The sequence below is a fragment of the Prosthecomicrobium sp. N25 genome, assembly GCF_037203705.1.
GTDB lineage: Bacteria > Pseudomonadota > Alphaproteobacteria > Rhizobiales > Ancalomicrobiaceae > Prosthecodimorpha.
This window is the reverse complement of sequence record NZ_JBBCAT010000003.1, coordinates 407227-418987: the sequence shown is the minus strand read 5'-3', so window position 1 is coordinate 418987 and position 11761 is coordinate 407227. Positions and strand designations below refer to the sequence as shown.

At 71.0% G+C, this 11761-nt stretch carries 13 protein-coding genes; 8 read left to right on the top strand and 5 right to left on the bottom strand.

Annotated elements, in window-relative coordinates; translation table 11 throughout:
* The first annotated feature begins 45 nt into the window (after positions 1 to 45).
* The 7 genes from WBG79_RS21155 (at position 46) to WBG79_RS21125 (ending at position 6933) form a co-directional block, all read left to right on the top strand.
* Positions 46 to 1017 carry a YVTN family beta-propeller repeat protein gene (locus WBG79_RS21155; RefSeq protein WP_337359212.1) on the top strand — a complete coding sequence of 324 codons (972 nt, stop codon included), beginning with the start codon at positions 46 to 48 and terminating at the stop codon, positions 1015 to 1017.
* A gap of 41 nt (positions 1018 to 1058) precedes the next feature.
* A complete protein-coding gene (locus WBG79_RS21150) occupies positions 1059 to 1853 on the top strand; it encodes an ABC transporter ATP-binding protein (RefSeq protein WP_337359211.1) in 795 nt (264 codons plus the stop codon).
* Complete coding sequence (locus tag WBG79_RS21145) at positions 1853 to 2806, top strand: ABC transporter permease (RefSeq protein ID WP_337359210.1); 954 nt, start codon at positions 1853 to 1855, stop codon at positions 2804 to 2806. The genes WBG79_RS21150 and WBG79_RS21145 overlap by 1 nt, the downstream gene beginning before the upstream one ends.
* Entirely contained in the window at positions 2803 to 3429 is a 627-nt protein-coding gene (locus WBG79_RS21140; RefSeq protein ID WP_337359209.1) for a hypothetical protein, read from the top strand. Before WBG79_RS21145 ends, WBG79_RS21140 begins: the two co-directional genes overlap by 4 nt.
* 158 nt (positions 3430 to 3587) lie before the next feature.
* Positions 3588 to 4949 carry an efflux RND transporter periplasmic adaptor subunit gene (locus tag WBG79_RS21135; RefSeq protein WP_337359208.1) on the top strand — a complete coding sequence of 454 codons (1362 nt, stop codon included), beginning with the start codon at positions 3588 to 3590 and terminating at the stop codon, positions 4947 to 4949.
* Positions 4950 to 4957: 8 nt separating this feature from the next.
* Complete coding sequence (locus tag WBG79_RS21130; RefSeq protein WP_337359207.1) at positions 4958 to 5704, top strand: ABC transporter ATP-binding protein; 747 nt, start codon at positions 4958 to 4960, stop codon at positions 5702 to 5704.
* Positions 5701 to 6933 (top strand): ABC transporter permease, encoded by a 1233-nt coding sequence (locus WBG79_RS21125; RefSeq protein WP_337359206.1) that lies wholly within the window; start codon positions 5701 to 5703, stop codon positions 6931 to 6933. The genes WBG79_RS21130 and WBG79_RS21125 overlap by 4 nt, the downstream gene beginning before the upstream one ends.
* Positions 6934 to 6940: 7 nt before the next feature.
* Here WBG79_RS21125 and WBG79_RS21120 read toward each other — a convergent pair whose 3' ends face one another.
* The 5 genes from WBG79_RS21120 to WBG79_RS21100 form a co-directional block, all read right to left on the bottom strand.
* Positions 6941 to 7606 carry an HAD family hydrolase gene (locus tag WBG79_RS21120; RefSeq protein WP_337359205.1) on the bottom strand — a complete coding sequence of 222 codons (666 nt, stop codon included), beginning with the start codon at positions 7604 to 7606 and terminating at the stop codon, positions 6941 to 6943.
* Between the two features lie 61 nt (positions 7607 to 7667).
* Positions 7668 to 8930 carry a CCA tRNA nucleotidyltransferase gene (locus tag WBG79_RS21115; RefSeq protein WP_337359204.1) on the bottom strand — a complete coding sequence of 421 codons (1263 nt, stop codon included), beginning with the start codon at positions 8928 to 8930 and terminating at the stop codon, positions 7668 to 7670.
* A complete protein-coding gene (locus WBG79_RS21110; RefSeq protein WP_337359203.1) occupies positions 8927 to 9193 on the bottom strand; it encodes a DUF6111 family protein in 267 nt (88 codons plus the stop codon). Before WBG79_RS21110 ends, WBG79_RS21115 begins: the two co-directional genes overlap by 4 nt.
* Entirely contained in the window at positions 9193 to 9858 is a 666-nt protein-coding gene (locus WBG79_RS21105) for a CoA pyrophosphatase (RefSeq protein WP_337359202.1), read from the bottom strand. Before WBG79_RS21105 ends, WBG79_RS21110 begins: the two co-directional genes overlap by 1 nt.
* Before the next feature lie 28 nt (positions 9859 to 9886).
* Complete coding sequence (locus tag WBG79_RS21100) at positions 9887 to 10492, bottom strand: DUF1285 domain-containing protein (protein ID WP_337359201.1); 606 nt, start codon at positions 10490 to 10492, stop codon at positions 9887 to 9889.
* 250 nt (positions 10493 to 10742) lie between these two features.
* On the opposite strand from WBG79_RS21100, the gene WBG79_RS21095 reads away from it, so the two are divergent.
* Positions 10743 to 11750 carry an AAA family ATPase gene (locus WBG79_RS21095; RefSeq protein WP_337359200.1) on the top strand — a complete coding sequence of 336 codons (1008 nt, stop codon included), beginning with the start codon at positions 10743 to 10745 and terminating at the stop codon, positions 11748 to 11750.
* Positions 11751 to 11761: the final 11 nt, after the last annotated feature.

Genomic DNA, 11761 nt, shown 5'->3' with positions numbered 1-11761 from the left:
AGCGGCGCCCGGGATGCGCCGCAACGACATCAAGGAGGAAGCCCCATGCCGTCGCGGATCGCCGCCGTCGTCCTCTCGCTCGCCGGCCTCGTCGCCGCCGATGTGGCCGAGGCCTACACGGTCTTCGTCTCGAACGAGAAGGACAACACGATCAGCGTCATCGATTCGACGACGCTGACCGTCACCAACACGTTCAAGGTCGGCCGCCGGCCCCGCGGCCTCGCGGTGACCCAGGACGGCAAGTACCTGATCGTCTGCGCCAGCGACGACCACCGGGTCGAGGTCTGGGACACGACCACGTTCCAGCGCGTGAAGACGCTGCCGTCGGGGCCGGACCCGGAGCTTTTCGCCTTCAGTCCGGACGGCAAGCTCCTCTACATCGCGAACGAGGACGACAATCTCGTCACGGTGGTCGACATCGAGGCCAGCAAGGCGGTCAAGGAGATCCCGGTCGGGGTGGAGCCGGAGGGAATGGCGGTCAGCCCGGACGGGAAGACCGTGATCAACACGTCCGAGACCACCAACATGGTGCACTTCATCAACGCCGAGACGCTGGAGATCACCGACAACGTCCTGGTCGACAGCCGTCCGCGCTTCGCGGAGTACACCCGCGACGGCGCGAAACTCTGGGTCTCCTCGGAGGTCGGGGGGACGGTGGCGGTCATCGATCCAAAGACCCGGCAGGTGGTGAAGAAGATCGAGTTCGCGGTGCCGGGCCTCAACAAGGAGGCCATCCAGCCGGTCGGGATCCGCATCACCAAGGACGCCAAGAGGGTCTTCGTCGCCCTCGGCCCGGCGAACCGCGTCGCCGTCATCAACGGCGACACCTACGAGGTGGAGAAGTACCTGCTCGTCGGCCAGCGGGTCTGGCAGCTCGCCTTCACGCCGGACGAGAAACAGCTCTGGAGCACGAACGGCGCCTCGGGCGACGTCTCGGTCATCGACGTCGACACGCTCCGGGTGACCAAGTCCATCAAGGTCGGGCGGCTGCCCTGGGGCGTGTGGGTGAAGCCGTGACGGGCGGCGCCCCGGGCCGTGGCGCGACAGGGGAGTGGGCCGTGAGCAACGACGAGACGGGCAGCCGCCGGGGCGGCGGGGCGGACACCCTGGCGCGCAACGCCATCCTGGTCGAGCGGGTGAGCCACAGCTTCGGAGCGCGCAAGGCGCTCGACGACGTTTCGCTCGACGTGCCGGAGGGGCGCTTCACCGCGCTGCTCGGGCTCAACGGGGCCGGCAAGACGACGCTGTTCTCGCTTCTGACCCGGCTCTACGACAACGTCACGGGCCGCATCGAGATCATGGGCCACGACCTGCGCCGCCGGCCGACCGCGGCCCTCGGGCGCCTCGGGGTGGTGTTCCAGGCGCGCACGCTCGATCCGGACCTGACCGTGATGCAGAACTTCGTCTACCACGCCGCGCTGCACGGCTACGGGCGGGCCGAGGGCAAGCGGCGGGCGGAGCGGCTCCTGGAGCGGATCTCGCTCGCCGACCGCATCAACGACAAGGTGCGCGGGCTGTCGGGCGGGCAGGCGCGGCGGGTCGAGATCGCCCGGGCGCTCCTGCACGAGCCGCGGGTCGTCATCCTGGACGAGCCCACCGTCGGCCTCGACATCGCGGCCCGGACCGAGATCGTCAACCTCGTGCGCCGCCTGATCGACGAGGACGGCCTCAGCGTGCTGTGGGCCACGCATCTCTTCGACGAAGTCAGGCCGCAGGACCGGGTGGTCCTGCTGCACAAGGGCCGGGTGCTTGGGCGGGGCACGTCCGCCGAGATCGTGGCGGCCGGCGGGGAGGCGACCCTCGCGGCGGCCTTCCGCAAGATCACCGGAACCAAGGCCGAGGAGGCCGCGTGATGCACGGGACCATGGCGCCTGCGGCCCGCGACGCCGCCTTCAAGCTGCCGCGCCTCGGCTATCTGCACTGCTTCCTCGGCATCCTGAAGCGCGAGATGCTGCGCTTCGTCCTGCAGCGCGGACGCTTCCTATCGGCGCTGGTCCGGCCGCTGGTCTGGCTCTTCATCTTCGCGGCCGGGTTCCGCTCGGTGCTGGGCGTCTCGATCATCCCACCCTACGAGACCTACGTGCTCTACGAGGTCTATGTGACGCCCGGGCTCTGCGCGATGATCCTGCTCTTCGCCGGCATGCAGTCGTCGCTGTCGATGGTCTACGACCGGGAGGTCGGGTCCATGCGCATCCTGCTGACGAGCCCCTATCCGCGCTGGTTCCTGCTCTCCTCCAAGCTCGTCTCGGGGGTGACGATCTCGCTCCTGCAGGTCTATGTCTACCTCGCCATCGCGTACTGGTGGGAGGTCGAGCCGCCGCCGATCGGCTACCTGATGGTGCTGCCGGCGCTCTTCCTGTCGGGCCTCATGCTCGGCTCGATCGGGCTCTTCATGTCGTCCCTCATCAAGCAGCTCGAAAACTTCGCCAGCGTGATGAACTTCATCATTTTTCCGATGTTCTTCACCTCGTCGGCGCTCTATCCGCTGTGGCGCGTGAAGGAATCGAGCCTGCTGCTCTACTACGTCTGCATCCTCAACCCTTTCACCTACTGCGTGGAGCTGATCCGCTTCGGCCTGCACGGCAAGCTCTTCATCCCGCAGTCCTGGTCGGAGATCCCGGCCATGTTCGAGGCCATGGGGCGGGCGAACGCCTTCGATCCCTTCGCGGGCGACTACCCGGCCTTCGTGGCCCTGGTCGTCGTGGCCGTCACCACCATCATTTTCATGGGCCTCGCCATCCTGGCCTATGACCCGTCGCGCGGCCTGATCGGCAAGCGCGGGGGCCCCGAAGGAGTCGCATCATGATGTCCGCCGCCGCTTTCCGCCGCCTCGCGGCCGCCTGCCTCCTGGTCCTCGCCGGAACCGCCGCCGCGGCGGCGGCCTCCACCGATCCGGACTGGCCCTGCGTCCAGGTGCGCAACCCGCAGATCGCCGCGACCGCCATCTGGGGCGGGCCGGAGATCCCGGAGGCCGCGAAGGAGTGGTGGACGGAGCCGGACGTCGCGGACGCGGTGCGGACCATCGCGTCGCGGCGGATCCCGATCGAAGAGGCCGAAAAGATCATCGACGGGATCGCCAAGGGCGAGGGCGACAGGACGCTGCGGCTCTCGAAGCTGTTCGTGGGCATGCTCGAGCGCGTCAACGTGGAGCGCAACCGCATCATGGCGGGGCTCGGCCGCTATGCCCGCAAGCAGCGCGCCTTCGCGGACCGGATCGAGAAGGTCGGCGACCAGATCGCTCTCTTGAAGGCCGGCAAGACGGTCGAGGGCGTCACCACGGCCGACCTGCCGAAGCTCGAGGAGGAGATGAAGTGGGACATCAGGGTCTTCGACGAGAGGAACCAGTCCCTGACCTATGTCTGTGAATCACCAGGGCTTCTGGAGCAGAGGGCGTTCGAGCTGGCGCGCCTGATCGCCGAGCGGATGTGAGCGCCGGTCCGCGGGACCGCGGCGGCGCCGGGTCCGGCGGGCATCGCGCCCGCCGGGGCCAGGGACCGATTACCAATCCTTAACTTGTACTTCCGGGCGTCTCACCGCATCTTTCCGTCACGGCGGGACAGGGCCCGCCGTCCCGGACCGGTCAGTCGATGAAGTTCCTCCTCGCGCTCTTCGTGCTCTTCGGCCTCGCCGGAGCCGGCGTCCTCGTGTCGGCGGAGCGGTTCCCGCAGGCGGCCTGGCTCGTCCGCGAGGTGGCGGCGCGGACGGGGGTGCAGTTGCCGGCCGGGCTCGTCGATCCCAAGGTGCCGGTGGAGCGCTGGAAGACGGCGCCGGTCGAGAAGGGCACCGTCCAGGCGGCGGTGCTGGCGACCGGCACGCTGCAGCCCGTGCAGACCGTGCAGGTCTCCTCCCAGGTCTCCGGCCAGATCGTCGCGATCGTGGCGGACTTCAACGCCAAGGTCTCGGCGGGCGAGATCATCGCGCGGCTGGACCCGACGACCTTCCAGGGGCGCCTCGCCTCGGCGGAGGCCGACCTGGCGGTCGCGGAGGCGACCATCCGCACCAAGCAATCGGCGCTCGACAAGGCCAAGGCGGAGATCCAGAAGGGCGAGGAGGCGGCGCGCGACGCCGACCGGGCGCTGGAACGGGCGCGGCAACTGGTCAAGACCGGCTCGGTCACCGAACGTGCGGTGGAGCAGGCGGAGGTCCTGGCGCGGCAGACCAAGTCCGACGTGGCGAGCGGCCGGGCCAGCATCGCGATGGCGGAGGCCGAGGTGACGGTCTCGCAGGCCAACGTGGAGCAGAAGCGGGCGGCCGTGCGGATCGCGCGCACGGACCTCGAGCGGACGACCATCAAGGCGCCGATCGACGGCGTGGTCATCGACCGCCAGGTGGAGCTCGGGCAGACCGTGGCGGCGAGCCTCTCGGCGCCGACGCTCTTCATCATCGCGGCGGCGCTCGAAGAAATGCAGCTCGAGGCCTCGATCGACGAGGCCGACGTCGGCCGGATCCGCGAGGGCCAGAGCGTCCGCTTCACGGTCGACGCCTATCCGGGGCGGACCTTCGAGGGCAAGGTCGCGCAGGTCCGGCGCGCCGCCAAGGCGGTACAGAACGTCGTGACCTACACGGCGGTCGTCTCGGCGGACAATTCCTCCATGGTGCTCTTCCCCGGCATGACCGCGAACGTCCGCATCATCGTGGACGAGCGCAAGGACGTCCTGAAGGTGCCCCAGGCGGCGACCCGCTTCCGGCCGAACGACAATCCCGAGGTGGGGCCGTCCGCGACGAAGCGGGTGCGCACCGTCAGCGCCGCGGCCGACGAGGGACGGCGGACGCGCCTCTACGTGCTGCGCGACGGGGACCGGCTGGAGCCGGTCGAGGTGTCGGTCGGGCTCTCGGCGGAGAACATGGTGGAGGTGCGCGGCGACGGGCTCGGGCCCGGCGACCAGGTCGTGGTGGCGCGGGCCAACGACCCGAACGACCGGCGCCAGCGCGCGCCGCTCGGCTTCTGAGGCCCGGCATGGGCACGGACGCCATCGTCACCGCCGACGGCCTCACGAAGGTCTACGCCACCGGCGACGTGGAGGTCCCGGCGCTGGCCGGCGCGAGCTTCCGGATCGCGCGCGGCAGCTTCGTGGCCGTGATGGGCCCGTCCGGCTCCGGCAAGTCGACGCTCATGAACCTGATCGGCTGCCTCGACCGGCCGACCCGCGGGCGGCTCCTGATCGACGGGGTCGACGTGGCGGCGCTGCCAAGCGACGCCCTGGCGGCGATCCGGCGCAAGACGATCGGCTTCGTGTTCCAGAGCTTCAACCTGCTGCCGCGATTGACCGCGCTCGAGAATGTCGGGATGCCGCTCTCCTACGGCGGGGTCTCGACCAGGGCGCGCCGGGGCCGGTCGGCCGAGCTCCTGGCGGCGGTCGGGCTCGCCGACCGCGGGCGTCACTATCCGCCGCAGCTCTCCGGCGGCCAGAAGCAGCGCGTCGCCATCGCGCGGGCGCTCGTCAACGACCCTTCGCTGATCCTGGCGGACGAGCCGACCGGTGCGCTCGACAGCCGCACGGGCCGCGAGATCCTGGCGCTGATGCAGCGGCTCAACCGCGACGGGCGGACCATCGTGGTGGTCACCCACGACGAGGAGGTGGCGCGGCACGCCGGCCGGATCCTGCGCTTCCGGGACGGGCGGCTCGTCGCCGACGAGACCGTGGCGGCGCCGCTCGACGCGCGCGCCGAGACGGCGCCGCCGGTCCGGGAGGCGGCCGAATGAGGATCACCGAGGCGGTCCGCATGGCGCTGGCCGCGCTCACCGCCAACTGGCTGCGGTCGGCGCTGACCATGCTCGGCATGGTGATCGGCGTCGCGGCGGTGATCGCCACCTTCGCGATCGGGGTCGGGGCGCACGAGACCATCGCCAGGGTGATGACCAGCCTCGGCTCCAACGTCCTGGTGGTGTGGCCGGGCAACGCCAACGTGGGCGGTGCCCGCGGGCCATCCGGCAATGCCGGGCGGCTCACCGAGCGGGAGGTCGCGGCGCTGGAACCGGAGCTGCCGGCCGGCACCGTGATCGCCCCGGCGGTCTCGGGCGGCGTGCAGGTGGTCGCCGGCAATCTCAATTGGCAGAGCCGGGTCAACGGCGTCGACAACCGCATGTTCGAGGCGCGCGACTGGGAGCTGGACGCCGGGCGGCTCTTCACCGAGGACGAGGAGAAGCGCGGCGGCAAGGTTGCGATCATCGGGTGGACCGTCGCCGACCAGCTCTTCGGCGACCGCAACCCGATCGGCGAGACCATCCGCGTCGCCAGGGTGCCCTTCGAGGTGATCGGTGTGATGCGACCCAAGGGCCAGACGATGTTCGGCCAGGACCAGGACGACACCCTGTTCGTGCCGCTCGACACCGCGCGCCAGCGGGTGCTCGGCCGCTTCCGCTCGCGCCCGGACCAGATCGACAACATCACCATCAAGGCGGCGTCGAGCGACGTCCTGGAGCGCACGGAGCGGGAGGCGCGGCGGGTGCTCGACCGGCGCTTCGGCACCTCCGTGGACAATCCGGAGCCCTACAACCTGCGCAACCTGACGCAGATCGTCGAGGCGCAGACCTCCGCGGCCAAGACGCTGTCGCGCCTGCTCGGGCTCGTCGCCTCGATCGCGCTGGTGGTCGGCGGCATCGGCATCATGAACATCATGCTGGTGTCGGTGACCGAGCGGACGCGGGAGGTCGGCCTCAGGATGGCGGTCGGGGCGCGGCGGCGCGACATCCGCCGGCAGTTCCTGATCGAGGCGATGGTGCTGGCGCTGGTCGGCGGCAACATCGGCATCATGATCGGGATCGCGACGTCGCTCTTCGTCGCCAGCGCCACCGGCTGGCCGCTCGTGATCGCCCCGGAGGTGATCGCGGTCGCCTTCGCGTTCTCGGCCGCGGTCGGCATCTTCTTCGGCTGGTACCCGGCCACCAAGGCCGCCCGCCTCGATCCGATCGAGGCGCTCCGGTACGAGTAGGACCCGGTCAGTCCGCGAGCACACCCAGTGCCCTCAGGCGGGTCTCCAGGTCCTCGGGGCCGACGAAGTGGATGGCCTCCATGCCGACCGCGCGAGCGCCGGCGACGTTCTTCTCGACGTCGTCGATGAAGACGCAGCGGGCGAGGTCCAGGGCGTTGCGTTCGGCCAGGATGCGGTAGATGCGCGGGTCGGGCTTCAGCACGCGCTCGGCGGCGGAGACGACCACGTCCCGGAAGCGCTGCAGGAAGGGGAAGCGGTCGCGCGCCTCCATGAAGGTGTCGGCGGCGAAGTTCGTGATCGCGTAGAGCGGCACGCCCCCGGCGTGCAGCCGCTCCAGGATCGCCACGGTGCCCTCGATGGCGTCCGGGATCATCTCGTGCCAGCGCTCGCGATAGGCGCGGATCTCGCGCTCCCAGTCGGGGTGGCGCGCGATCGCCTCGGCGACCGCCTCGTCCCAGGTGCGACCGGCGTCCTGGGCGACGTTCCAGTCGTGATGGGTGACCTCCGAGAGGAACCACTCCATCTTGGCCTCGTCGGCGAAGATCGACCGGTAGAGGTAGCGCGGGTTCCAGTTCAGGAGCACGCCGCCGAGGTCGAACACGACGGTGTCGACCTGCCGGATCGCGGGTTCGGACTCCGTCGTCCCGTCGAGCGTGATGGTCGTGTCCTGCATGGTCGGCAAAGCCCTCTTCGATGTCGTGCGGGCGGGCTCATCGCCGAATCCCGTGGCGGGATCATGGCCGCGGTCGCGATCCGGCGGGGGATTCCGGCACCGCCCCGAGCAGGTCGTCCCGAGAGAGCGCGAAGTCGCTCTCGATCCACAGCGCCTCGGCGCGGCGCAGGGCCTCGCCCACGGACGGTCCCCTGGCGAGGCCGCGCGCTAGGAAGTCCCGGCCGGCGACGGGCAGCTTCCCGGGCTGCCAGCGGAAGGGCAGGGCGAGGTCGTGGGCGAGGCGGCCCTCGTCCGTGATGCGCCGCCGGGCGGCGGCGAGCGCAAGGGCGTCGCGGTAGCTCTCCTCGCCGGCCCGGTACAGGAGGGCGCGGGCGCGCCGGTCGTCGAAGCCGGGCCCGACCGCGCGGGCGAGATGCACGCCCCGCTCCATCCGGTCGAGCGCCGCGTTGGGCAGGCGCAGGCGCTCGGCGAGGCGGGGGGCGTCGGCCTCGGTCCAGACCGCGAGGGCGGCGAGGAAGAGCGGCCAGTCCGCCTTGCCCTGCGGGGCGACGACCATGTCGCGGGCGAGGGTCGTGAGGCGGGCGAACCCGGCGAGGTCGGCGGCGGAGCCGAGCACCCGCTGCAGGAGCCCGCAGTCGCTCATCACGCGCGCGGTGGCCGGCGCCCCGGGGGCGGCGACCAGCTTGACTGTCTCCTGGCCTATCCTCTCGGCTGAGAGGCGGTCCAGGCCGGCGCGCTCGCGGATGCAGGCGGCGAGGCCGGCCGGGTCCGGGTCGCCGTGGCCGTAGGCGGCGTGGAACCGGAAGAAGCGCAGGATGCGCAGGTAGTCCTCGCGGATGCGGTCCTCGGGGCGGCCGATGAAGCGGACCCGGCGCGCCAGGCAGTCCTCGACGCCGCCGACGAAGTCGTGGACCGTACCGTCCGCCGAGACGTAGAGCGCGTTCATCGTGAAGTCGCGCCGGTGCGCGTCGGCACGCCAGTCGCGGCCGAAGCGGACGACGGCATGGCGGCCATGGGTCTCGATGTCTTCCCGGAGCGTCGTCACCTCGAAGGGGTGGCCGTCCACGACGACCGTGACGGTGCCGTGGTCGAGCCCGGTCGGCACCGGCTTGAAGCCGGCCGCGGCGGCCCGCGCGCTCACCACCTCGGGGAGCGCGGTCGTGGCGACGTCGACGTCGTTGACAGGCAGTCCCATGAGGGTGTTGCGAACGGCGCCGCCGACCGCCCAGGCCTCGTCGCCGTCCCGCGCGAGAGCGGCGAAGAGCCGCTGCAGGCGCCGGTCGGCGAGCCAAGGGGCCGCGGCGATGGAGGCCGCGCCGGTCATTTCTCGAAGTGGCCGGGGACGAGCGTGCCGTTCTCGATGTGGGTCGGCACGTAGGCGCCGTTGCCGGCGTCGTCGTTGAGGAGCGCGAGCATCGCCAGGCCGATGGCGACCAGGACGAGGCCGCCGATGGCGAGCCAGGCGAGCGGCGCCTCCCGCCAGGCGTCCCCGGTGCCGACGGCGCGGCCGCGGGTCGCCAGGATCGCGGCGTAGATCGCGAAGGGCACCAGGAAAAGCGCGGCCTCGATCAGGACCTGCCTGAGCATCAGAGATAGACCCTCTCGAAGATGCGGCGCACGATGCCGGCGGTGACGCCCCAGATATACCGGTCACCATAGGGCATTTCGTAGAAGAAACGACGGCCGAGCGGGGCGACGCGGGAGCCGACCCGATGGTTCTCGGGATTCATCAGGAAGCCGAGCGGCACCTCGAAGACCTCGGCGACCTCCTCGGGATTGGGCGCCAGGCGGAAGCCCGGCTCGACCAGCGCCAGGACGGGCAGGATGCGGAAGCCTGAGCCCGTGTGGTAGGGCGCCGAATAGCCGAGGACCTCCACGTGCGCGCGTTCGAGGCCGATCTCCTCCTCGGCCTCGCGCAGCGCGGCTTCCGCGGGGGTGAGGTCGCCCTCGTCGATCTTGCCGCCCGGAAAGGCGATCTGGCCGGCGTGGTTGGGCAGGTGCTCGGTGCGCCGGGTCATGATGACGCTCGCCTCGGGACGGCGGGCGACGACGGGAACCAGGACCGCCGCGTCGCGCAGGCGCGGGCGGTCGGCGGCGACGGGATAGTCGGGGTTGAGCTCGTGATCGCCGTTGAAGGGGCGGGCATAGACCTCGTCGACGTCGTGGGTGAGCTGCGGGGCCGCCAGCGCACGGAAGCGCTCGGGGGCGAAGGGGGGGAGATCGAGGAGATCGGCGTCGGGGCTGCCGGGCATGGGCGGCGTGTCACTCGGGGGGGCGGGATCAGTCGAAGCGGGCGTCTTCCGCCGGCACAATGGGGAAAAAAGTCCCGTCCGACCAGACCCCGAACCAGGGCCGGCCGTCGATGTCGCGCTCCACGCCCTCGGCGACCAGCTCGTACATGACCGGGCGGGCGAGGCGGGCCTCCAGACGGCCGCGGACATGCAGGTAGGGCTTCAGGCCGTCGTTGCCGGGCACGATCTCGAAGCGGAGCGGATGGGCCGGGCCGGCCTCGACCACGTCGCCCACGTTGGTGCGGAAGACCAGGCGGCGCGCCTCGCCCTCGCCGACCGCCTGCATCTCGACGGCCACGAAAGGGGCGTCGTCGACCGTGATGCCGCAGCGTTCGACGGGGGTGACCAGATAGGTCCGGCCGTCCTCGTCCCGGCGCAGCACGGAGGCGAAGAGGCGCACGAGCGCCTCGCGGCCGATCGGAGTCCCCATGTAGAACCAGGTGCCGTCGGCGGCGATGCGCATGTCGATGTCGCCGCAGAAGGGCGGGTTCCAGGTCTCGACGGGCGGCGGCCCCTTGTGGGAGCCGGCGCGGCGCATGAGGGCCTCGAGGCCGCCCTCGATCACATTGCCGTGACTCCGCTGGGTATCGCTCATGCTACGCGTGGCTCCGCGGGCCGTCGGCCCCGTTTACGAGTTGGGGGCGGCGCCATGATTTGTCCACACCCGGCCGGTTCGATCCGGCAGGTCCGACGCGCCGTTCAAAACACCGCCGGCCTGCGACGCCGGGGGAGAGGATGAGTGCAGAATACGGGGTGCGCGTCATCCCGGTTCCTGTCAAACTCGTATACCTGGGCCGGTGAGGGCGCTCCGGCCGCCGGCCACGAGACGAGAAGGCGAGCTTGCGATGACTGCCATGAACGACGTGGCCAAGGTGGACGAGAAGGCGATCGTCGCGGAGGCCGAAGCCGCCGTCGCGAAGCTCGCGGAGGTGCGGCGCGCGATCGGGGTCGTGATCTTCGGCCAGGAAAGCGTGGTGGAGCGCTCGCTGGTGACGATCCTGTCGGGCGGCCACGGGCTGCTCGTCGGCGTGCCGGGCCTCGCCAAGACCAAGCTCGTCGAGACGCTCGGCACCGTGCTCGGGCTCGACGCCCGGCGCATCCAGTTCACGCCGGACCTGATGCCCTCCGACATCCTGGGCACCGAGGTGCTCGACCAGGCGCCGGACGGGGCACGTTCGTTCCGCTTCATCCGCGGGCCGGTCTTCGCCCAGCTCCTGATGGCCGACGAGATCAACCGCGCTAGCCCGCGCACCCAGTCGGCCCTGCTGCAGGCCATGCAGGAGTACCACGTGACGGTCGCGGGCCAGCGGCACGACCTGCCCCGCCCCTTCCACGTGCTCGCCACCCAGAACCCGCTCGAGCAGGAGGGCACCTACCCGCTGCCCGAGGCGCAGCTCGACCGGTTCCTGATGCAGATCGACGTGCACTACCCGGACCTCGCCTCGGAGCGGAAGATCCTCCTGGAGACGACAGGCGTCGGCGAGGGGGCCGCCAAGGCGGTGCTCGACGCGGCCTCCTTGTCGAAGATCCAGGGGCTCGTGCGGCGCATGCCGGTCAGCGAGAAGGTGGTCGAGGGCATTCTCGAACTGGTCCGCTCCTGCCGGCCCATGGAGAAGACCGATGAGATCACCCGTCACATCGCCTGGGGGCCGGGGCCGCGCGCCAGCCAGGCGCTGATGCTCACGGTTCGGGCCCGCGCCCTGTTCGACGGGCGCCTGGCGCCCTCGCTCGACGACGTGCATGCGCTCGCCGAACCGGTGCTCCAGCACCGCATGGCGCTCACCTTCGCGGCGCGCGCCGACGGGATCACGCTCGGCCAGCTCATCGGCAAGGCCCGGGCGCGGATCGGGTGACGGCGGAGCGG

Coding starts and splice junctions, on each gene's coding strand:
- WBG79_RS21110 (WP_337359203.1), bottom strand. CDS start 9,193: ATGCTCAGGCAGGTCCTGATCGAGGCCGCGCTTTTCCTGGTGCCCTTC.
- WBG79_RS21095 (WP_337359200.1), top strand. CDS start 10,743: ATGACTGCCATGAACGACGTGGCCAAGGTGGACGAGAAGGCGATCGTC.
- WBG79_RS21105 (WP_337359202.1), bottom strand. CDS start 9,858: ATGCCCGGCAGCCCCGACGCCGATCTCCTCGATCTCCCCCCCTTCGCC.
- WBG79_RS21155 (WP_337359212.1), top strand. CDS start 46: ATGCCGTCGCGGATCGCCGCCGTCGTCCTCTCGCTCGCCGGCCTCGTC.
- WBG79_RS21130 (WP_337359207.1), top strand. CDS start 4,958: ATGGGCACGGACGCCATCGTCACCGCCGACGGCCTCACGAAGGTCTAC.
- WBG79_RS21125 (WP_337359206.1), top strand. CDS start 5,701: ATGAGGATCACCGAGGCGGTCCGCATGGCGCTGGCCGCGCTCACCGCC.
- WBG79_RS21100 (WP_337359201.1), bottom strand. CDS start 10,492: ATGAGCGATACCCAGCGGAGTCACGGCAATGTGATCGAGGGCGGCCTC.
- WBG79_RS21145 (WP_337359210.1), top strand. CDS start 1,853: ATGCACGGGACCATGGCGCCTGCGGCCCGCGACGCCGCCTTCAAGCTG.
- WBG79_RS21120 (WP_337359205.1), bottom strand. CDS start 7,606: ATGCAGGACACGACCATCACGCTCGACGGGACGACGGAGTCCGAACCC.
- WBG79_RS21140 (WP_337359209.1), top strand. CDS start 2,803: ATGATGTCCGCCGCCGCTTTCCGCCGCCTCGCGGCCGCCTGCCTCCTG.
- WBG79_RS21135 (WP_337359208.1), top strand. CDS start 3,588: ATGAAGTTCCTCCTCGCGCTCTTCGTGCTCTTCGGCCTCGCCGGAGCC.
- WBG79_RS21115 (WP_337359204.1), bottom strand. CDS start 8,930: ATGACCGGCGCGGCCTCCATCGCCGCGGCCCCTTGGCTCGCCGACCGG.